Source organism: Protofrankia sp. BMG5.30 (assembly GCF_001983005.1).
Taxonomy (GTDB): Bacteria; Actinomycetota; Actinomycetes; order Frankiales; family Frankiaceae; genus Protofrankia; species Protofrankia coriariae.
Window position 1 is genome coordinate 37,032 of sequence record NZ_MOME01000033.1, and the last position, 21,274, is coordinate 58,305.

Annotated in this window: 19 protein-coding genes; 11 read left to right on the forward strand and 8 right to left on the reverse strand. The window is 69.6% G+C overall.

The window, feature by feature from the left end:
- Positions 1–54: 54 nt before the first annotated feature.
- A complete protein-coding gene (locus BL254_RS17475) occupies positions 55–798 on the reverse strand; it encodes a hypothetical protein (RefSeq protein ID WP_013872632.1) in 744 nt (247 codons plus the stop codon).
- Positions 799–1,600: 802 nt separating this feature from the next.
- On the opposite strand from BL254_RS17475, the gene BL254_RS17480 reads away from it, so the two are divergent.
- A complete protein-coding gene (locus BL254_RS17480; RefSeq protein WP_076844108.1) occupies positions 1,601–2,035 on the forward strand; it encodes a CBS domain-containing protein in 435 nt (144 codons plus the stop codon).
- A 234-nt stretch (positions 2,036–2,269) separates the two neighbouring features.
- Here BL254_RS17480 and dapF read toward each other — a convergent pair whose 3' ends face one another.
- Positions 2,270–3,268 carry a diaminopimelate epimerase gene (gene dapF / locus BL254_RS17485; RefSeq protein ID WP_076844110.1) on the reverse strand — a complete coding sequence of 333 codons (999 nt, stop codon included), beginning with the start codon at positions 3,266–3,268 and terminating at the stop codon, positions 2,270–2,272.
- A 309-nt stretch (positions 3,269–3,577) separates the two neighbouring features.
- Here dapF and BL254_RS17490 point away from each other — a divergent pair, with 309 nt between their 5' ends.
- A complete protein-coding gene (locus tag BL254_RS17490; protein ID WP_047222568.1) occupies positions 3,578–4,969 on the forward strand; it encodes an FAD-binding oxidoreductase in 1,392 nt (463 codons plus the stop codon).
- A 207-nt stretch (positions 4,970–5,176) separates the two neighbouring features.
- On the opposite strand, the gene BL254_RS17495 is transcribed toward BL254_RS17490, so the two are convergent.
- Positions 5,177–5,809, reverse strand: a complete 633-nt coding sequence (locus BL254_RS17495; protein WP_047222567.1) for an FMN-dependent NADH-azoreductase — start codon at positions 5,807–5,809, stop codon at positions 5,177–5,179.
- Positions 5,810–5,939: 130 nt separating this feature from the next.
- Between BL254_RS17495 and BL254_RS17500 the strand changes: the two genes are divergently transcribed.
- Positions 5,940–6,524 (forward strand): MarR family winged helix-turn-helix transcriptional regulator, encoded by a 585-nt coding sequence (locus tag BL254_RS17500; protein ID WP_052914488.1) that lies wholly within the window; start codon positions 5,940–5,942, stop codon positions 6,522–6,524.
- Between the two features lie 49 nt (positions 6,525–6,573).
- On the opposite strand, the gene tyrS is transcribed toward BL254_RS17500, so the two are convergent.
- The 4 genes from tyrS to BL254_RS29565 form a co-directional block, all read right to left on the reverse strand.
- Positions 6,574–7,977: a tyrosine--tRNA ligase gene (tyrS, locus tag BL254_RS17505; RefSeq protein WP_047222566.1), complete on the reverse strand. Its 1,404-nt coding sequence runs from the start codon at positions 7,975–7,977 to the stop codon at positions 6,574–6,576.
- Positions 7,978–8,320: 343 nt separating this feature from the next.
- Positions 8,321–8,632 (reverse strand): MazF family transcriptional regulator, encoded by a 312-nt coding sequence (locus tag BL254_RS17510; RefSeq protein WP_047222565.1) that lies wholly within the window; start codon positions 8,630–8,632, stop codon positions 8,321–8,323.
- On the reverse strand, positions 8,629–8,889 hold the full coding sequence (locus tag BL254_RS17515) for a pilus biosynthesis protein HicB (protein WP_013872625.1): 261 nt from the start codon (positions 8,887–8,889) through the stop codon (positions 8,629–8,631). Before BL254_RS17515 ends, BL254_RS17510 begins: the two co-directional genes overlap by 4 nt.
- A gap of 110 nt (positions 8,890–8,999) precedes the next feature.
- Positions 9,000–9,668: an LLM class flavin-dependent oxidoreductase gene (locus BL254_RS29565; RefSeq protein WP_083731167.1), complete on the reverse strand. Its 669-nt coding sequence runs from the start codon at positions 9,666–9,668 to the stop codon at positions 9,000–9,002.
- Positions 9,669–10,500: 832 nt separating this feature from the next.
- Here BL254_RS29565 and BL254_RS27830 point away from each other — a divergent pair.
- The 5 genes from BL254_RS27830 to BL254_RS17545 all read left to right on the forward strand — a co-directional run bounded on the left by BL254_RS27830 (position 10,501) and on the right by BL254_RS17545 (position 18,619).
- Complete coding sequence (locus tag BL254_RS27830) at positions 10,501–13,239, forward strand: cytochrome P450 (RefSeq protein WP_217699310.1); 2,739 nt, start codon at positions 10,501–10,503, stop codon at positions 13,237–13,239.
- Positions 13,240–13,388: 149 nt separating this feature from the next.
- On the forward strand, positions 13,389–14,528 hold the full coding sequence (locus BL254_RS17530) for a polyprenyl synthetase family protein (RefSeq protein ID WP_076844111.1): 1,140 nt from the start codon (positions 13,389–13,391) through the stop codon (positions 14,526–14,528).
- 89 nt (positions 14,529–14,617) lie between these two features.
- Entirely contained in the window at positions 14,618–15,979 is a 1,362-nt protein-coding gene (locus BL254_RS17535) for a cytochrome P450 (protein WP_076844113.1), read from the forward strand.
- Positions 15,980–16,125: 146 nt separating this feature from the next.
- Positions 16,126–17,751 carry an ABC transporter substrate-binding protein gene (locus BL254_RS17540; protein WP_052914487.1) on the forward strand — a complete coding sequence of 542 codons (1,626 nt, stop codon included), beginning with the start codon at positions 16,126–16,128 and terminating at the stop codon, positions 17,749–17,751.
- Positions 17,752–17,764: 13 nt separating this feature from the next.
- Positions 17,765–18,619, forward strand: a complete 855-nt coding sequence (locus BL254_RS17545; RefSeq protein WP_076844115.1) for an ABC transporter permease — start codon at positions 17,765–17,767, stop codon at positions 18,617–18,619.
- Between the two features lie 531 nt (positions 18,620–19,150).
- Here the strand turns inward: BL254_RS17545 and BL254_RS28570 are convergent.
- On the reverse strand, positions 19,151–19,378 hold the full coding sequence (locus BL254_RS28570) for a hypothetical protein (RefSeq protein WP_235433435.1): 228 nt from the start codon (positions 19,376–19,378) through the stop codon (positions 19,151–19,153).
- A gap of 61 nt (positions 19,379–19,439) precedes the next feature.
- Between BL254_RS28570 and BL254_RS17560 the strand changes: the two genes are divergently transcribed.
- The 3 genes from BL254_RS17560 to BL254_RS17570 all read left to right on the forward strand — a co-directional run bounded on the left by BL254_RS17560 (position 19,440) and on the right by BL254_RS17570 (position 21,203).
- Positions 19,440–19,679: a hypothetical protein gene (locus tag BL254_RS17560; RefSeq protein WP_047222559.1), complete on the forward strand. Its 240-nt coding sequence runs from the start codon at positions 19,440–19,442 to the stop codon at positions 19,677–19,679.
- Positions 19,676–19,948 carry a hypothetical protein gene (locus BL254_RS17565; RefSeq protein WP_047222558.1) on the forward strand — a complete coding sequence of 91 codons (273 nt, stop codon included), beginning with the start codon at positions 19,676–19,678 and terminating at the stop codon, positions 19,946–19,948. Before BL254_RS17560 ends, BL254_RS17565 begins: the two co-directional genes overlap by 4 nt.
- A 139-nt stretch (positions 19,949–20,087) precedes the next feature.
- Positions 20,088–21,203, forward strand: a complete 1,116-nt coding sequence (locus BL254_RS17570; RefSeq protein WP_076844119.1) for an AMP-binding protein — start codon at positions 20,088–20,090, stop codon at positions 21,201–21,203.
- Positions 21,204–21,274: the final 71 nt, after the last annotated feature.

The following is a 21,274-nucleotide window of genomic DNA, read 5'->3' on the forward strand; positions in this document are numbered from 1 at the left end:
CGCCCGGGCGACCGAACGTCGACCAGCAGTCGACCAATATCCGTCAGGGACGGCCTAACCCTGTCGTCCGGAGCCGTCCGGGCTCAGTAACTCAAGGTCGTCCACGGTCACGAGAGCAGCGGCGATCACCCATTCACCGAGCCGGACGATGTAGTCGGGCAACCGGCGCGACGCCGGTCCCGGCTCGTCCCGCAGCAATCCGGGTATCCCCTGCCCGGCAAGGTTGCTACGAACGGTGGCAAGCCGCGAGCGGACATAGTTGTCGTCGCGGTTGACCCGCCGGGCGATCTCCCGGTAGGTGGCGAACGGCGCGTGGTTGTCGCCGGTGCGCAGCCGCGGTTCGCAAAGAGCCACCAGCAGCAGACGTTCGGTCTGGGTGAGGCGGACGGAGATCTGCATCGTGTCCTGATCGCGGTGCACCTGCTGCCGGCGATGGTGGACGACGTCGATCTGGTGGCGCTCGCCGTCCGTGCCGACGGCGACGATGTGGAATTCGGCCAGCCCCGCGGACAGCGCCGTGCCCGGTGACACGATGTGATGAGTGTCGCCGCTGGCGGTCAGCAGGAGCAGGGGATGCCGACCGGTGTTGCTGATGACGATCGCGCCTTCGCTCTCGGCCAGCGTCCCGGCCCGGCGGGAGACAAGCAGATCCTGTGGATCGGCCCCGAACGGGATGTCACAGCCGGCCCGGCCGAAGGTCAGCCGCCGACCCGCTCCGAGATTCCATCTCCGTCCGCCCGCGACGATCCTCGCGACGACCGCCGGTGTTGCCGCGTCCGGTATCCCTCGTGGGACCATGCGTCTTCGCCGCCCCTTTCATGCCGACCCGACGAGCCTAGCTACGAAAAGACCCGCTGGCTGTCATGTCCGAATCACCGTCCGGACCGCCTTCTTCCGGTGGCTGGTCCGGACAGCTCACCGGGACGCCCCGCCCCGCTCGACAGCGATCCCGAGGACGCTCCCGGGGCCCCGGGCCGCCCGGACCTCAAGGGGAGCACCCCTGCTCCGGTGCGGGGGCGCTCTGTTCGGGTGCCCGCGGGCCCGGCAGGATCTGTTCTGCGCCCACCGGCAGGCACCGCAAGGATGCCGGGGCGTACCTCGGCTGGGGGGCCGAGGTGGGGGGCAGTACCGGGGGAGAAGAGATAGCCCGAAACCGGCGGGCTGGCGGCGGAGGGGGTCGCCAGCCCGCCGGTCCCCGGCGTCCCGCTGCCTTCCGTGCTGCCGCCGGGCGATCCAGGATCGATGTTTTTGTGGCCTGTGTCATAGTGCTACCAGTCCTTTGACCCCGATCCGGTCCCGGCCAGATCCTGGCCTGTCATCAGCCTCCCGCGCCTGTCTGTCACCAGGCCGACAAGCGTCCTGTCGTGGCGACAATCAATCACAGATCGTCCCCGCGACCAGGCATGTCACACGCGTGAACATATCCGCACACAGCATGCGACCTCAGATGACGGGGTACCACCAACCCAGCCGGGAGTCCCCGGCCTCCCATACGCCCGGGGACTCCCGGCGGCACGGGCCACCTCACGTGGTGGCGCCACCAGGTGGTCGCGCAGATGCGAGCGCGCAGCGAGAACGCGGGCGCGCAGAAGGGAGTCGCATGACCACGGCACAAGAGATCATGCATCGAGACGCCGAGTGCATCGGTGAGAGCGAGACCCTCGTCGACGCCGCCCGCAGGATGCGGGATCTCGGTGTCGGTGCCCTGCCGATCTGTGGCGACGACAACAGGCTGCAGGGCATCATCACCGACCGCGACATTGTGATCAGATGTCTCGCCGAGGGAAGGGACCCCGCGACGACCCGGGCCAGGGAACTCGGCCAGGGCAGGCCGTTCTACATCGACGCGGACGCGAACGTCGACGAGGTCCTGCAACAGATGATGGAGCACCGGATCAAAAGGCTGCYTGTCATCGACAACAACCAGCTGGTAGGAATGATCAGCGAATCGGACCTCGCGAGGAATCTGCCCGAGGAGAAGYTGGGCCAGTTGGTGGAGGCCATCAAGTCAGGCCCCAGCGACCGCCCCGCCTGAGAAACCATCCGTGCCGTTCGGATACACGGCACTCGGGTACGTGGTATTCGGGTAGATGGTATTCGGGTAGATGGTATGCGGGTAGGTGGAAGGCGCCACCACGACGACGCTTTCCACCTACCGCTTCGACCTGCAACCGCTGGTTGTAGGTGAGAACTGCTGCCGTGACGGCGTTTTCCACCGACAGGCACGGAACGCTTAGGTGGAAAACGCTGCCATGGCGGCTTGTTTCACCTACCGCTCTGGTTGGGTTATCCCGGYGGCGCGGATCGCCCGCAGGTTGTCCTCGTGGAACAGTGCGTAGGCGGAGATCTCGTCGGTCAGCACGTCGATGTCCAGATCCCCCGGTTCGGCATGCGCAAGCTGTTCCAGGTCGACGACGGCGCGGTAGACAAAGGTCGCGTTCCCCTCCAGCCGAGGAGTCAGGACGCCGTCCGCGGCGGGCGTGAGAAAGGACCTCGCGCATCCGCCCGGGTTGCGGACCAGCAGCGGCTCGTCCGCCGGGGCGTGGCCGAGCCGCGAGTACACCGCACGGGACGCGACCACGCCGGAGCCGCAGGACGGCGTCAGCCCGGCGCCGCGCTCGAAGGTACGAACGAATATCTCCCCCGGTGTGGTGAGCGGCCGGACAAACGACACGTTGGCGCCCGCCGGGAGAACCACCGRCAGGCCTGCCGCCGCGCCGCCCACCGCGACCAGCTCGTTCTCGTCGTAGTCGTCGACGACCGCGACCAGGTGCGAATTGGGAACGGCGACCCCGGTGAAACGCAGCGCCGGATGCAGCGTCGGGATGACCGTGTCGACGTGCTCGGCGCCCGTGGTCACGACAGGGACGTCAGCCGCGCGGAACGTCACCGGGGGAAGCTCGACGGCCACGCTCCACACCCCGGCGGCCACCTGCGGGATCCGCTCGACCCGGAACCGCCCGCCACCTGTCGAGACGTCCAGCGCGTCGACTCCCCGGCGTTCGAGGACAAGTCGGCCGACGCACCGCAGGCCGTTGCCGCACAGTTTGGCCGACGACCCGTCCGGATTGAAGAAGAACGCCTCCGGTACCGCCCGTGAATCATCGACGAAATACAGGCCGTCACCGCCCAGCGGGCCCTGCCGGTCACAGACGAGCCGGACGAAATCCGCCACCTCGGCCGGTGTCGAGAAAATCCGCTCGGGTCGGCCGTCCACAATGAATATGTCGTTGCTGGAACCGTGTGCCTTCAACAGCTCGAATTTCATGCGAACCCTCCCGGCCGGCGTCCACGGACACTATATGTCCCCGGGCCGGACCGGACGCGGCCGCCGGTCGCGGAATCATCATCGCCGGGCGGCCGGAGCATTCCACCCGGGCGGCCGGCCGGAGCCGGAGCGCCGGGCGCCCGAAGTGCGGCCGGGGCCGCCTCTCGAGGCCCCCGGAAAGACAGGGCCACGGCCGCTCGATCTTTCCTGGGCGCCCGGCAAGGCCACCGCCGGCAGTTGGGAAGGCGGGGCAGCGCCCGCACCGGACGCCGCTTCCCGTGCACGTTCTACTGTCAATGGGTGACATCGATGCGGACAACCGGGGAAACACTGGCCGCGACCCTTGCGGCGGAGCTGCCGGACGGTGCCGTGGTGACCGACCCGGATCTGCTCGTCCCCTACCGTCACGACCAGGCCAGCGGGACGGAGGCCGGACAGCCGGCCGTCGCCGTCTTCCCCCGCGGCACCGAGCAGGTCCAGGCGGTGATGCGCGTCGCGCACGGCCGGGGCGTGCCGGTGGTCCCCCGCGGCGCGGGCTCGGGGCTGTCCGGCGGGGCCAACGCGATCGACGGGTGCGTGCTGCTGTGCCTGGAGCGGATGGACGCCATCCGCGACATCCGTCCCGCCGACGGGTACGCGGTCGTCGAACCCGGGGTGATCAACCAGCGGTTACGCGAGGCCGCCGCCGCCCACGGCCTGTGGTACGCGCCGGATCCGGCGTCCCGGGACTGGTGCACCATCGGTGGCAACATCGCGACCAACGCCGGTGGCCTGTGCTGTGTGAAGTACGGCAGCACCCGGGACTCCGTGCTCGGCCTCGAGGTGGTGCTGGCCGACGGGCGGGTCACCCGGGTCGGGCGCCGGGCCCTCAAGGGGGTGGCCGGCTACGACCTGGTCAGCCTGTTCGTCGGTAGCGAGGGCACCCTCGGCGTGATCACCGAGGCCCGGCTGCGGCTGCGTCCGCTGCCCGCCGCGCCGACCACCACGGTCGCGGTGTTCCCCGACCTGGCCAGCGCCGGCCGGGCGGTTGAAAAGATCATGAATGTCGCCACGCCGTCCCTGCTGGAGCTGATGGACGCGACGACGCTCGCCGCGGTCGAACGATTCCAGCCCATGGGCCTGGACGCCTCCGCCGCCGCGCTGCTCCTCGCCCAGAGCGACCTGCCGGGGCAGGCCGGCACGGCCGAGGCCGAGGCCGTCGCCAGCGTCTGCGAAGCCGCTGGCGCTACCGAGAGTTACCGTTCGGAGGACGCGGCGCAGGCCGACATGCTGCTGGCCGCCCGCCGGCTCGCCTTCCCCGCGCTGGAACACCTCGGCGCGTGGCTGCTCGACGACATCGCCGTACCGCGCTCACGCATCGTCGAGACGATCAGTGGCGTCGAACGCATCGCCGCGACCAGGGACGTCGTGATCGGCACCTTCGGCCATGCCGGGGACGGCAACCTGCATCCGATGATCGTGTATCCGCGTGACGATCCGGACGCTGAACGGCGCGCGCTCGCCGCGTTCGACGACCTGCTCGGCCTCGCGCTGCGGGTCGGTGGGACGGTCAGCGGCGAACACGGTGTCGGTGTGCTCAAGCGCCGCGGCCTGGCCGACGAACTGGACCCGGTGGCGCGGTCGCTGCACACCTCGATCAAACAGGCGCTCGACCCGACCGGCATCCTCAACCCCGGTAAGGCCCTGCCGCTGCGCCCGTGAGGCCCGCGATTTCCCGGGCTTCCCGGCTTCCCGGCTTCCGCGCGTCAGCGCTGAACAACCGGCGCGCCCGGGCTCGAACACCTCAGGCGCGCCGGCCGGCTCATCCCCGCCCACCCGTACGGAGCATGATCCAGACGAGTTTGTCGTTCGGTACGCTTTTCGGCCCCGTCGGCGTACACGACGACAAACTCGCGGCGATCTTCCTGGCTAGGCTGCCGCGCGGGCGGCCACTGCCTTCTCCGCGGCATCGCGAGACTGCTCGGCGAGTGGGATGAGGTCGGCCAGGGCCGGGTTGACCGCGGCCAGCGTCAACTCGACGTGGATGAAGTTGATGTCGGTCGCGCCGAGCGCGGTGAGCACGTGACGCAGGTAGGGCTCCTGGTGGTCGTTGCCCTCCTGGGGGGTGCCCGGGCCGTACGCCCCGCCACGGGCGGTGATGACCGTGACCGGCTTGCCGTCCAGCACGCTGGGCCCGCCCGACAGGCTGACGGTCCGGTCGACGACGATGACGGCGTCGATCCACGCCTTGAGCGTCGACGTGATCGACCAGTTGTACATCGGGACGGACAGCAGCAGAGCGTCCGCCGCCTCAAGCTCGGCGATGAGTTCCTCACGCTCGGCCCAGGCCGCGGCCTGCTCCGGCGACCGCGCGTCCGCCGGGGTCACCGAGGCGCTGACACCGTCCCAGCCGAGGTGCGAGGGCGGGTTGGCTGCGAGGTCACGGTAGGTCACAGTGCCGCCAGGGTGGTTCTCGGTCCAGGCGGTGGCGAAGCGGCCGGCGAAAGCCCGGGACTCCGAGGTCGGACTGACGCTTGAGTCGATGTGCAGGAGTGTGGACATGTGATCCCCTTGATCGGGCCGACAGTCGAGCCAACAGATGCGCGATAAAACGGTGTGCAGTCACGATCGTCTGTGACTACACGTATCTCTGATGGAGAATATCTCAGATCGCAAGCAGTAGAATGGGGGGGTGGAGCACTCGGACGCGCGGGAGGCGTCAAGGGAGACGTCGAAGGCGACGTCGGGATCGCGGACGGGCACAGCCTCGGCCACCGAGCTGCCGGAAGAAGTCCACGAAGACCTTGGCTGGCTGCTGACCCAGGTCCTGAACGGCTTCCTGGATGCCGCACAGGAAGCCGTCGGAGACTTCCCCGGGGGCCTTCGCGGCCTGCATGTACTTTCCGCAACCGCGAATGGCTGTTCCCGTAATCAACTGGAGGTCGCCCGCCGCCTCGGCATCGACCGATCGGTCATGGTGCGGCTCATCGACGACCTCGAACGCGGTGACCTGGTCAAGCGATGTCCCGACCCGGCCGACCGACGGGCCAGGCTCATCCGGCCGACCGACACCGGACTGCGCCAGCACGAGGAGATGACAGCGCGTCTGGACGTGGCCAAACAACACGTCCTCGCCCCGTTGAGCATCGACGAGCAGGAGTCCCTCACCGCCATGTTGCGGCGCGTGGTCATCGGCCTGCTCGCGGCCGGCCAGTCTCCGGAACCCTGCCTGAAAGAGGCCGAGACAGACCAGGAGCGGAGCCGGCGCCCCGCCTGAAGCGGGTTCGGCTCCGAAAGGCCGCGGCCGGGACGCCGCGAACCGTCCGCTATCCGTGCGTCGACGCGGTGATCCGGGCGAGTTTGCGGCCGACCTTGAGGTAGTAGTCGCCGGGCCGCTCGCCGAGCTTGTCCTTGACCAGGGCCGCGAGGGGCTCACGGGCCTCGTCCGCGGTGAGCGTGATCTGCTCCTGGCCGCCCTCGGCCTCGACGACGAGGCGCAGCCCGTTCTGCTGGGCGACGCGGCGGACGTCACCGTTGCTCCTGGCGAAGCCCAGCGCCTTCACCGCATCGGTCACCGACTGCCCCAGGTCGGCGACCTCGGGCAGGTTCTCGACGTCACCGAAGGCGCGCCGGGAGAAACGGGCGACGAACTCCTCCCGCGCCTTCATCGCGGCATCGACGCCGTGGACGGCAGCGGTGACCTCGCCCGCGAGGATCTTCTTGAGGTCCATCGGATGCAGCGACCCGGCGGCCAGCCGCTCCTCGGCGACGGCCAGCTCGGAGTCGAGCCACTCGCTCAGCGCCTGGAAGTAGGGCGTCACGAGCCGGTCCGGCACGGACATGATCTTCCCGAAGATCTCGCCGGCCGGCGCCGTCAACGGCACGTAGTTGCCCCTGGACTTGCTCATCTTGGCCCCGGTGCCGTCGGTGCCCTCGATCAGCGAGGTGGCGACCACCAGCTCGGGCACCTGCCCGCGGATGTGCATCACGTGCCGGCACATCTGCATGTTGAGGAACTGGTCGATGCCGCCGACCTCCAGGTCGGTGTTGATCTCCACCGAGTCCAGCGCCATGACCACGCTGTAGAGCACCTCGGCCAGGGAGAGCCCCTGCCCGGCGTCGAGCCGCTTGCGGAAGTCCTCACGCTGCAACGACATCGAGACGGGGATCTGCGCGGCGATCTCGATCAGCTGCGGCAGTTTGACCTCCCGCAGCCAGTCGCCGTTGCGGCGGAACCGGGCGCGGGTGAAGTCGAAGAACGGGGCGACCTGCTCACGGTAGGTGGCGAGGTTGCGGGCGATGTCCTCGTCGGTCAGCGCGGGACGCTCGTCGGAACGGCCRCTGGGATCACCGATCTTGGCGGTCACGTCACCGACGATGAACACCACCTGGTGCCCCATCCGCTGGAAGCGGCTGAGGATGAGCATCGGCACCGCGTGGCCCAGGTGGACCTCGTGACCGGTCGGGTCGATGCCGAACTTGGCGATGAACGGCCTGTCCTTCTTCGCCGCCTCCACGATCCGTTCGGCCAGGGCGTCCGCCGACGGCTGGAGCCGCTGGGAGCGCTGGGCGATGAGCGCGGCCTGCTCGGCCGGCGACAGGTCCGACAGGTCGGTGCCCCGGCGCTCGTTCGTCACCTCCAGCAGTTCGCGCACGACCGCGTCCGCGGTGAGGTTCGCGTTCGCGAGCAGAGCCGTGGCACGATCAACGGACGTGCTCAGTCGAGTCATCGAAGCTCTCCGGGACGTGGGGTGTGCCTGCCATCCTAACGGCGCCACGCCCGGATAATTCTTCCTGGATGAAGCCGAATTCAGTATATGATTTTTATCAATTAGACATATGATCATCATAAACTGAAGCAGTGGCACGCCAGTGCCCCGCTCGACCCCGCCCACGCCCGCCAGCCGCCATCCGCCCCGCAGCCGAACTCGGCAGCAGGCTCTGAAGCGACGGACTTCCGAGCTGCTTCAGGGCTCACTTCCGAGCCTGCCCCGCACCGCCCGCACGACACCGATCGCGTCTGGCTCCTGGTGTGGTCACCGCGGACAGGGCGGACAGGAGAGTACCGCCGAGTCAGCGTTCGGGCGTGGCCAAAATCTTGAACAGCATGGTGTTGGCGTTGGTCAGCGTCTGAGCGTCGACCCGGCGCAGGCATTCGCCCAGACCAGCCTTGGCCACAAACGTGACCAGGCCCATCACCGCCCACTGCCCCTCACCGAGGTCGACGCAGAACCCCTCGTCGGTGGCGTGCTCCACGACCAGGGCGACCAGCACGGTCGGTTCATCGACGATCTCGTTGTAGACCGTGGAGCTGATGACCAGCACCACCTGCGGCGCGGGGCCGGTGCCCGCGGTCCAGACCTCGCCGCGCCGCGGTGATCTCACTCGGTGGTGCCCGCGAGGTTGGGCAGCCCCGCCGTCGCGAGAGCCCGCTGGTTGGCTTCGCCGAAGGCGAGAGCGGCACGAGCCACCGCCGGATTGGCCTGCACCCAGGCTCCGTGCGCGGCGCAGCGCCGGCGCATGTCCTCAGCGTCGAGCACGCCCTCGACCCAGGCGTTCATCGAGGTGTGCTCGGCCTCGGCATACCGCCTGACCGCCTCGTACGCCTCGTCCGAGAGCCGAAGTGTGATCGTACGCGTCATGCCCGACATGCTAGCAAGATATGACAGCAATCCCTGCCGGCAACGCCGAACACGCCGTCGCACCGAGACAGCCCGGCCAGGTCACCGCCGTCTCGCCACCAGCGCCCCGCTCACACGCTGGTCGAACCAGCCAAGATCTCAGCCGGAACCCTCTGATCCGCGGCCGGGTGCGACAACCGGACGACGAGATCGCGGCAGCACCGCGGGAGCAGCACCCCGGGAAAGGGGTGAGGGTCACCCGGGTGGCTTCCGTCAGGTGGGCTGCGACCAGGCCTGGGCGAGCAGTTCGTAGGACCGGACCCGGTCGGTGTGATCGTGGTGATGAGCAGGCCGTCGACCACGCGGGGCCGGGATGCGGGCTGCCCGTCCGTCGCCGATGGCCCGACAGCCGGACTCGTGGCGGTATCGGCGGCTCCGCCGATGAATCTGCCCACGCTCGAACGGCCCAGCCCGAGATCGATGCGTCCGGGATGGATGTGCGCGATCGTTCCGAACTGTTCGGCGGTGAYGACCGGCGTCTGGTAGGCCGTCTGCACCGCCCCCGACCCGACCCGGATCCGCTGGGTGGCGGCCGCGACCAGGGCGATCAGGACAGYGGGCGCGGCGGATACGACGCTCGGGGTCAGGTGGTGCTCGGCGAGCCAGTACCGGACATAGCCGAAACGCTCGACGTGCCGCGCAAGATCGAACACGTTGCGCAACGCGTCCCCGGCCGTCGAGCCCGAGGTGAGCGGCACGAGGTCGAGCACCGACAACGGGACGGGTTTTTCCGAAGGCATGTTGGCCAACGCCTTTCCAATCCACGGGCATTACTTTCCGTTATTACGATCATGCAATATGCACATACTCATCCGCGGAGCTTCTCCGGTTAAATTTACGTATCCACGGATCTTCTGATGCGTCACTTCCGCACATGCGGATGTCATGGTACTCTYTGCCCTGCGCGGTTCGTTCGGTCAATGAAAGCGGGACGGCTCCAACGGCGGGGYGGCCAGCAACTTTGATCCAGCCCCATTCCGGGAACCTCGCCCCGCCAGTGTCCCCGACCTTTTCGACCGGAGTCGTTTATCGGCCATGACTTCTTGATCTCCCGCGCCACCCGAAAAGGTGGCGAGAACCACCGCGCCCAACAGCAGGCACATCCACCCGCATCATCGGACAGACCCTTCTTCTGATCATTATCCGCGCTGTCCCAGGGCCCTGCCCCGGTGCCGGGAACAGCACGCCGCACCGGGAGTACCAGCTATTTCGTGGATGCACGACGCCATCACCACGAAACAGGCCGGTCACGGCCGGGGCATAGGCCCAGCACCTGACACCCGCGGCCGTGTGCGCAGCGACCGATGTTCACCTGGCATCCGCGGGCCCGGCGGTACCCGGCATACGAGCCTCCCGGCCCTGCCCGCCGGCGCCACGATTGYAAGCCGGGCCCACACCCACGGCTTTCCGGTGTTCACACAGGGAATTCACGCCGCATACCGGTGCCCGTTCCCCGGCGCGGGCACCGGTATGCCCGCCCATGGGCCGTCCACAAAACGAGAAAGCTGCCCGCCGMCCGCTGGCACCGTGGGACGGCCTGTTCAACACGCCGGCATCAGATGAGGAGTGATCATGGAAACAGGCCTGGTGGCGACCCCGTCCGACGCGCTCACACCGTCCGCGCGGGAGTTCTTTCTCCCCGAGCTGCCGCGTTCCCTCCCGTTCGCCTATCATCCGAAAGCCGCGCAGATCGAGTTCGCCTCCAACGGCTGGGTGCGGGCATACCTCGGCGAGTGTTTCRCCACCGAGGAGGACCTGCTGTTCTTCCTGCGCCAACGGAACGGGATCTACGGCCCGCTCACCGTGCCGGACGCCGACGAACAGCGGGCCGTCGACATCGCCGACTGGTACCAGTACGTGACGGTGATCGACAGCTTCGTCTCGGACCGGTCGGCCCTCGGCGCCGACGACACCGCGGCCAGAGAGATCTTCACCGGCGTCCTCGCCGACTTCCGCGGCGACGGCGACGGCGACGGCGACGGCGACGGCAGCCGCGGCGGCGGCGGCCCGGCCGACAACTCCGCCTACGGCCGGGCGGCAAGGGACCTGTGGCGACGGATCAGCCCCGGCCTCAGCCCGGCCCAGATCTCCCGGTTCACCGCCGCGCTGGAGGCGTTCCTGCGCGGGTGCGCCACGGAGATCCACGCCAAGCTGACCGACAGCGTCCCGGACTACGAAAGCTGCCTGGCGGTACGGCTGGACAGTTTCGGCTGCGACTTCATCGAGCTGATGACGGAATACGGCGCGGCCGTGGACATGAGCGGCCTGCTGCCGCAGCTCGCCGAGGTCCACCTCCACTGCCGCCGGCAGATGATCATAATCAACGACCTGCTGTCCTGGCGGAAGGAACACGCGCAGGACGACAAGATGACCGTGGTGCGGGTCCTGATCGAACGGGACGGGCTCAGCCTCCAGGACGCCGTCAACCGGCTGTGCGAACTGGTCGCGCACCACGAGAAGGCGTATGTCGAGGCCCGCGACAAGCTGCTGTCCGGGCCGCTCGGCGAACGCGCGGACGTGCGTGCCTATCTCACCGCGGTGGACCATCTGATGGGCGGCAGCCAGGAATTCGAATACCTGACTCCACGCTATTTCGGCGACGGGTCGGTGTGGGACGGCTCGACCTCGGGATGGCTGGACCTCGACGCGCCCGTCACACGTTTCCGGCCGCAGCCCCGGCCCGTCGCCGGGACGGCCGGCGCACCGGCGGCTCCGACCGCGGCCGCGGCGACGCCGGCAGCGGTGGACGCCGGTGCGGCATCCGGCTGCCCCGTGCCGCGCGCGGCGGCGCCCGGTCGCCCCGTGCCGCACGCGGCGGCAGCCGGCTGCCCGGTGCCGCACGCGGCGGTGACCGCCGCTCCTGGTGCGGGCGCTTCCGGCATCGCCGCCGGCCAGGTGCCGCCCACGCAGCCCTCCCGCCGGGGTACGGGCGAGCAGGCCCACTCCTTCGCGGTCGCCTCGGGTGGCCTGCCGGTGCTCGGCCACGCCCTCCAGCTGTGGCGCCGGCCGTTGCGGTTCCTGTCCGCGCTGCCCGCCCAGGGCGACCTYGTCCAGATCGGTCTCGGGCCGCGTCCGGCCTACCTGGCCTGCCACCCCGAGGTGGTCACCCAGGTCCTGGTGGACTCACGCACCTTCGACAAGGGCGGGCCGCTGTTCGACAAGGCGCGGCTGCTCGTGGGCAACGGGCTCGTCAGCTCCATGCGGGAGGACCACCGCGTACAACGACGGATGATCCAGCCCGMGTTCCATCCCGCCCGGATGCCCGGCTACGCCCGCCTGATGCGCGAGGAGATCGCCGACGTCCTGGGCTMGTGGGAGGACCACCGGCCCATCGACATCAGCGAGGCGATGCACGCCCTGACCCTGCGGATCACCGCCCGTACCCTGTTCGCGACCACCGTCGGGGGACGTCCCATCATCCCGGAGGTCGCCTACTGCATGCCGATCATCATGCGGGGCGTCTACAAGCGGATGGTCGCGCCGATCGGCTGGCAGGAGAAGCTGCCCACGCCGGGCAACCGCCAGTTCAACCAGGTCCGGGAACGGATGCACACCGTCATCAGGGAGACGATCGAGTTCCAGCGACGCGCCGGGACGGACCACGGCGACCTGCTGTCGATCCTGATCGCGGCCCGTGACGAGGAGACCCGGCACCGGCTCAGCGACGAAGAGGTCTACGACCAGATCATGACCCTCCTCATCGGCGGGACGGAGACCACGGGGAACACCATGGCCTGGGCCTTCCACATCCTCGCCGAGCACCCGGAGGTGGAAGCCCGGCTGCACGCCGAGCTGGACGAGGTGCTTGGCGGCCGGCCACCGACGTTCGAGGACCTGCCGCGGCTGGACTACACCTGGCGGGTCCTGCACGAGACCCTGCGGATGTATCCGCCGGCCTGGCTGCTGACCCGCACGACCAGCAGGGACACCGAACTCGCCGGGCAGCGGCTGGCCAGGGGCGCCATCGTGATGTTCAGCCCGTACATGATGGGCCGCAACGCCGCCCTGTTCACCGACCCGGAACGGTTCGACCCGGACCGCTGGCTGCCCGAGCGGGCCGCGGGCATCCCGCGCGGCGCGATGGTGCCCTTCAGYGCGGGCAGCCGCAAGTGCATCGGTGACACCTTCGGCCGCGCGGAGACGACGCTCACGCTGGCCACGATCGCCACCCRCTGGAGCCTGCGCCCCACGCCCGGCGCCAGGCCGCGCACCACCGTCCCGAAGGCGTCGCTGGGCACCGGGCCGTACCTGATGATCCCGAAGCCGCGTGCCGCCGCCAGCGCGGGGCTCGCGCTGCGCACCGCCGGCTGAGCGGCCCCAGCCGAGCCACGCCGGCCAAGCCGGCCAAGCGATGCCGGCTGGCCAGCCCTTACGTCCGCCGCCCACCGCGGGCCACCCACCGCGGGCCACCTACCGCGGGCCGCCCCCGGCCCGTGTCCTGCCGAAGAAGGGCCCGTCCCATGAGCGAGTACACCCCGCCGCTGCGGGTCACGTCGCCGGCCGCCCTCGACACCCTGGCGCGGTGCCGGGACCTCGTCCTGCCGGCGCTGCGCGAGACCATCGACCGGCTGCACCCCTGGCTCGGGCGGATGGCGTCGTTCACGTTCGACTGGTGCGACTCCGACGGCACACCGACCGTGCGCGGCACCGGCAACAACAGCGGTGGCGGCAACAGCGGTGGCGGCAACGGCAACGGCGGCGGTGGCGGCGGCAAGGCGCTGCGGCCGGCACTCGCCGTCCTCGCCGCCGAGGCCGTCGGCGCCCCGGCACAGGCCGCGGTCGCCGGGGCGGTCGCCGTCGAGCTGGTGCACGCGTTCTCACTCGTCCACGACGACATCATGGACGGCGACGAGCGGCGCCGGCACCGGGCCACCGCCTGGAAGGCGTTCGGGGTGGGCCCGGCCGTCCTGGCCGGTGACGCGCTGCTCGCCCTCGCCCTGGACACCCTCGCCCACAGCACCGGCCGGCTCGCCCCGGCGACCAGGTCGGCGGCGATGAGCCTGCTGTCGACGTCACTGGTCGAGCTGGTCAACGGGCAGGCCGCCGACATCGCCTTCGAATACCGGCCGTGGACCGGCCCGGACGCGGTGACCGTCGAGGAGTACCGGACCATGGCGACGCGCAAGACCGGGTCGCTGCTGGGCTGCGCGTCGGCGCTGGGAGCGCTGCTCGGTGGCGCTCCGCCCGAGATGGTCACGGCGATGTCCCTGGTGGGCCGCGACCTGGGAACCGCCTTCCAGGCGGTCGACGACCTGCTGGGTATCTGGGGGGATCCGGCGGTCACCGGCAAGCCGGTGTTCAACGACCTCCGCCTGCGCAAGAAGACCCTTCCCGTGATCTGCGCGCTGGCCGGCTCGACGGCGTCGGCCCAGCAGCTCGCGGACCTGCTGGCCATGCCGCTGGACACCCCGGACGCGGAGTGGACGCTGCGCCGGACGGCGGCCCTCATCAGCAAGGCCGGCGGCCGGTCCTTCACCACCGCCCAGGCCCATCTGCATCTCGACCGCGCCCTGCGGACCCTCGACAGCGCCGCGATGGAACGTACGGCCGCCGCGGAACTGATCACGCTGTCCGAGTTCGTCGTCAATCGCACCCACTGATCCGCGGGCACGACTATGCCCGCGCCTTCCAGCACATCGCCTTCCAGCACATCGCCTTCCAGCACGTCCGGAACAAAGGAGATCCACGGATGACGGCAACCGTCCCGGGCGTCGCGTCGGCTCCCGGCCGACTCCCGCTGCTGGGCCACATGCACCGGATGCTCAGCGAGCCACGCAGGTTCTTCGAGTCGCTGCGTGACAGCGGTGACATCGTCACCATCGGCCTCGGGCCGGCACGGGCCTACGTCATCAACAATCCCGTCTGGGTGCACCAGATCCTCACCAGGGACGTCCGCAAACTCGACAAGGGCATCGCCTACGAGAAGTCGGCGCCCTTCCTCGGCAACGGGCTGCTGAACTCCACCGAACCGACTCACATGGCGCACCGCCGGCTGATGCAGCCGGCGTTCCACGCGACCCGGATCGCCGGTTACGCCGACCAGATGCGGCAGGCCGCCGAACAGCGCGCCGCCGGCTGGCGGGACGGCCAGACCGTGGAGTTCGTCCAGGAGATCCACACCTTCGCGGTGGCCGTGGTGTGCCGAGCGCTGTTCTCCTCCGATCTCGGTGACAGCGTCGCGGTCGAGGTCGAGGAGACCTTTCCCGTCCTGCTCAAAGGCGTGGCCAGACGGATCGCCTTCCCGGTCGGCTGGCTGGAGAGGCTGCCGACACCGGGCAACCGCCGCTTCGAGCGGGCCCGCCGCCGGCTCGACGAGGCGCTGACGGACGTCATCGCCCAGTACCGGCAACGGGGTGCCACCGACGGTGACCTGATGGCGCTGCTGCTGGCCGCCCGCGCCGACGGCGACCGCCCGGGCCTCACCGACCAGGAGATCCACGACGAGGCCATGGCGCTGTTCCTGGGCGGGGTGGAGACCGCGCGGGACGTGCTGAGCTGGACCTGTCACCTGCTCAGCCGGCACCCCGACATCCAGCAACGGCTCGCCGCCGAGGTGGACACGGTGCTGGCCGGCCGGCCCCCCGGCTATTCGGCGCTGGCCGACCTGGTCTACCTGYGGCAGGTTCTCACCGAGGCGCTGCGGCTGTTCCCACCGGGCTGGCTGCTGTCCCGGCGGACCATGACGGAACTCGTGCTCGGCGAACACCGGATACCACCCGGAAGCAACGTGCTGTTCTCCCTGCACGCCATCCAGCGTGATCCGGCGGTCTACACCGTTCCCGAGGTCTTCGACCCGGACCGGTGGAGTGACGAGGGCACCGCGGCCATCCCCCGTGTTTCCTTCCTCCCTTTCGGTGCGGGCAACCGGAGCTGTATCGGCGAGCCGTTCGCCTGGGCGGAAATGATGATTTTCATGGCGGCGGTCGTCGCCCGCTGGACGCTGCACCCGAAACCCGGTTACAAGGTGCGCCCGAGCCGCTCGACGATGCTCCAGCCCACACGCGTGCCACTCGTCGTCCAGGCCCGACGGCCCGCCGCCCGGACGGCCTGACCGGCCCCGCTCCCCACACACGTCCGACGTCCACATACGTTCGACGTCCACACACGTTCGACGTCCACACACGTTCGACGTCCACACACGTTCGACAATGGCCGGCCGACCGCCGGCCGATACCCAACCCGTACAAGGACATCCATATGAGACCGAGAAATCCGTCCGGCTGTACCACCTGGCTCCGCCGCGCGGCGGGTGCCGGGCTGGCCGGTGTGCTGCTCACCGCCTGTGGGTCGGGCGGCACGGGCGGCGCGGGTGCCGCCGGGGCCGTTCCGAAGCCCGGCGGCCGGCTGACCTTCGCGGTGACCTCCGACTTCGGCTGCCTCGACCCCCAGCAGGTCAGCTCGATCGACTCGGTCTACCCTGCACGTCAACTCGTGGACTCCCTGACCGACCAGGACCCGGCCACCGGAAAGATCGTCCCGTGGCTGGCCGAGCGATGGGAGATCAGCCCGGACGCGACGACGTTCACCTTCCACCTGCGTCCGGGCGCGACCTTCAGCGACGGCAGCCCGGTCGACGCCCGGGCCGTCAAGGCGAACTTCGACACCGCCGGGAAGCTCGGGACCATCGCCGCCCAGGCAGCCAGCTACCTGCAGGGCTACCGCGACACCACGATCGTCGACGACCTGACCGCCCGGGTGTCCTTCAGCAGGCCGGCGGCCCAGTTCCTGCAGGCGACCTCCACCCACACCCTCGGGCTGGTGTCCCCCGCCAGCACGGCGAAGCCTCCGGCCGAACGGTGTACGTCAGGCATCGTGGGCTCAGGACCGTTCACCCTGGGCAGCTACCAGAAGAACCAGTCGATCACGCTGAACAAGCGGGCCGACTACCGCTGGGGCTCGACGCTGTGGAAGCAGCAGGGGCCGGCCTACCTTGACCAGATCGTCTTCCAGGTCATCCCCGAGTCCGGGATCCGCAACGGCAGCCTGCGGTCCGGGGCGATCGACGGCGACTCCGCGGTGGCATCCCAGGACGAGGCGAGCCTGCGCACGGACGGCTTCACGCTGCAGTACCGCTCCGCCCCCGGCCTGCCCTACGGGTTCAGTGTGAACACCGGACGCTCGCCCCTCGACGACACGGCGGTGCGCCGCGCCGTCTCCCGGGCCATCAACCGGCAGGAGATCGTCAGCACCGTCCTCACCCCGCTGACAAAGCCGGTGACAAGCCCGCTGGCCAGTTCCACCCCCGGCTACGTGAACCTCGCGGCGGACCTCGTCTTCGCCCCCGACGAGGCAAGGAAACTGCTGGACGACGCCGGCTGGCGCCCGGGGCCGGACGGCATCCGCGTCAAGGACGGAAATCCCCTTCAGCTCACCGTCCAGTACTTCACCGGCCAGACGTCGGCAAAAGCGATACTGGAGCTGATCCAGCAGCAGTTGCGGGCCGTCGGCATCGCGGCGGCCCTGCACGAGGAACCGGTCACCAATGGCGGCAGGGTGGTCCAGGCGAAAGGCTACGACCTGCTCTGGGGGCACACCAAGGGAGCCGACCCCGACGTGCTGCGGGCCCAGTACTCAAGCACCGGCCTGAACTTCAACAACCTCAGGCCCGGCCCGCTGGACGACCTTCTCACCCGGCAGGCCGCCACCGCCGACCAGAACGCCCGCATGGCGCTCGTCAGACAGGCGCAGGAACTTATTCTCACCAACCAGTACAACGTCCCCGTCATCGAACTGACCGTCATCCTGGGTTTGTCCGCCAAGGTGCACGACGTTGTTCTGAACGCCGACGCCCGGCTGCAGTTCCACGACACCTGGAAATCCTGACGGCTCAACCCAGGTGCTCCGTTGTCTCGGCCGCCGGGCCGGGTGGCGGCGCCTTGCGCGCTTCCTCGCCCACCGGCCCGGCCTGATCGCCTCGATCCTCGTGGTGGCTGTCGTACTGGTCGCGGCGTTCGCGCCCGGTGCGTTGACCTCCGCGAACCCGATCGTCGGGATCCCCGCGGACAGGCTGCGCCCCCCGAGTGCCCAGCATCTGTTCGGAACCGATCAGCTCGGCCGCGACCTGTTCGCCCGGGTCGTGCACGGCGCGGCGCTCTCGCTGCGAACGACCATGATCGCCGTCGCGGTCGGGCTGGTCGCGGGATCCGCCATCGGTCTTGTCACCGGCTTCGCGGGCGGCCCGGCCGACGAGATCATCATGCGGGTCGTCGACGTGCTGCTCGCGATCCCGTCGCTGCTGCTGTCCCTGGCGCTGGTGACGGCGCTCGGGGTCGGGACGGTCAGCGTGGCGGTCGCCGTCGGAGTACCGACCGTCGCGAACTTCGCCCGGGTGATGYGGGCGGAGACGCTCCGGCTCCGTGGCGCAGTCTTCGTCGAGGCCGCCCGGTGCGCGGGCGTCCGGTGGGGGCAGGTACTCAGTCGGCACGTCCTGCCGCATGCGTGTGGCCCGGTGACGGCCCTCGCGGCCCTGGAGTTCGGCGCCGCGATCCTCACGGTCTCGGGTCTGAGCTTCCTCGGCTACGGTGCCGCCCCACCCACCCCCGAATGGGGTTCACTGGTGGCGAACGGCCGTAACTACCTGGCCACGTCGTGGTGGTTGTCCACCCTGCCGGGCCTGACAATCACGCTCACGGTGCTGGCGACCAACCGCATCGCCCGCGCGCTCGACGGCGAATGGGCGCGGGCCTGGTGAAGCGTCCGGACGCAGACGGACGCAGACGGACGCAGACGGACGCAGACGGACGCAGACGGACGCAGACGGACGCAGACGCGCCGAACGGTACCGGCGGCGTGCCGCCGACCGCGGCCACGAACCCGGCCGCACGGATATTGAAGATCGACAACTTGCCGGACGACCCATCCACCGGGCAGGCCGCTTCCCGGCGGATCTCCGGTCACCTGTCACCGCCATGAGATCACCGTCGCATCAGGAGCGGCCCGCCCAGAAGGTGCCCTGCCCGACCATCTCGACATTCGTCCGCGCGAGCGTGATGTGCTTGGCCACCCTGTGGATGTCAAGGAAACAGCTGTCCAGCCGGCTGGCGGCATACCGGGAACTCCATCCCGGCCAGGTCGTAGAGCGTGTCCACGGCGGACACGGTGTTCTCACCCACGGCCGCGGCCGTCAGACGGATCAGAGCGCTGAGGTCATCCCCGCCGTTCCCGCCACCCGCCGCAGCCTGATCGGCACCGTCGTTCTCGCAGGCGACGGGACGGTCGGGAACTATCGGTGCGCCGCGTCGTTCTGGGTGGCGTCGAGGAAGGCGAGCAGGCGGTCGTTGACGTCGCTGCCGTGTTCGAAGCCGGGTCCGTGCCCGACGCCGGGGAGAGAATATCGGTGTGGAGGTGCGGCACCAGCCTGGCCCGCATCCCGGGCGCTCCCGGGATGCGGCAGCGGGCCGCGTTCACCACGGTCAGCGTCAGGAGTACGTCCATCTGCTGCCAGGGACACGCACTGCCGGGAACACCATCGAGATCATTAGGGTCATTCGCACCGCGGTGGAGGTGGCCCAGTGAGCGCCGAGCCGATCATCCTCTTGGATCCTGCCACGGATGCGGGGTTGATTGTCGCCGCTACCGAACATACGTTCGCATGCCAGATGCAGACCTTCGCATGGGCGGCGGCCAACACCAACCTGCCGGCCAGCGAGCGGGCCATAGCCCGGGCCATGACTGGACGCGCCCGGGCCGTGTCCCCGTTGACACAGGCCCAGATGAACGCGCAACTCCACCAGACCGGAGGAAGCCGATGAGCGCGATCCCGTTCCCATTCGACGACGACGAAGGCGTCATCGACGGCCCCGACGGGCCGGTCGTCAACCTCGGCCTGGATCCGAAGACCGACCGGGAACTGATCGCGCTCAGCCGACTCCACGACATCCTCAGCGAGACCTCGGCCATGCGCGCGCAGGCCGCGGACCCCGCGCTGGACGACGTGTGCCGGGCCGAAGCCCGAGGATGGATCAAAGCCGCCCACGCGATCTTCTCCGTGGTCGACGACCTACCCGACGGCGCCCTGTGAGCCGGACGTGACGTCCTCCCCCGCGCGAACGCGGGGGATTCCAACTACACGAAAGCTGGTTCGCGTTGTCGAGGTTCGCGGTTCGGGCCGCACCGGGTCGACCCGGTGGAGCTTCATCCGTGTCGGGCCGGGGGAACCCGTGCCGGGCTGGGATGACGGGGAGGAGCTGATCGCCGGCGCGAACGCCCTGCGTCAACGCACGCCGGTGGAGCCGTCCGACCCCGCGTTGGTCATGTACACGTCGGGAACGACCGGGCGCGCCAAGGGAGTGGTGCTCACGCACGCCAACCTGTGGTGGCACAACGTCGGAATCGTCCTGGCACTCGATATCGCCCACGACGACGTGTCGCTGGTGTGCGCGCCGATGTTCCACATCGGCGCACTGAACGTCACGACGATCGCGACATGGATCAAGGGCGGAAGGCTGGTCATCCACCAGGCCTTCGAGCCGCAGGCGGTGCTGGAGAGCCTGGAACGCGAGCGGGTCACCACCATGTTCGGCGTCCCGGTCATGTGTGAGGCGCTCTCGGCCCTGCCCGGGTTCGACGCGGCTGACCTCTCCGCCCTCCGACTGATCATTACGGGGGGTGCGCCGGTGCCCATCGGGCTGATCCGTCGCTTCCAGGAGCGCGGCGTCGACCTGGYCCAGGGCTACGGGCTGACCGAGGCCGCGCCGGTGGCGTCCTTCCTCACCGCCGAGAACGCCGCGCGCAAGATCGGCTCCGCCGGGCGGCCCCTGCTGCTGTGCGATGCGCGGRTCGTGGACGCAACCGGGGCTCCGGTGCCCCCGGGCGTGCACGGCGAGATCGAGCTCCGGGGCCCGAACGTGACCCCGGGATACCTCGATGATCCGGAGAACACAGCGCTGGCTTTCAACGGCCAGTGGCTGCGGACCGGAGATGGCGGCCGCCTCGACGACGAGGGCTTCGTATTCGTCTCCGACCGCATCAAAGACATGATCATTTCGGGCGGCGAGAACGTCTACCCCGCGGAGGTGGAGGAGGCGCTGTTCGACCATCCCGCCGTGGCCGAGGTGGCGGTCATCGGGACGCCCGATCCCAGGTGGGGCGATGGCGTCTGCGCGGTCGTCGTGCCGAAGCCGGGGGCCACCATGGGCCTGGAGGAGCTGCGCACCTTCGCCGCTCGACGCATCGGACGCTACAAGCTCCCCCGACGGCTGGAGCTCGTCGAAGCCGTACCACGGAACGCCACCGGCAAGGTGCTCAAGACCGAACTGCGCAAGCGCTACGCCTGACTCACGGTCCCGGCATCACGGTGCCGGGACCGTGAGTCAGGATCACCGCGATGTGGAGGTCTACGAAGCTA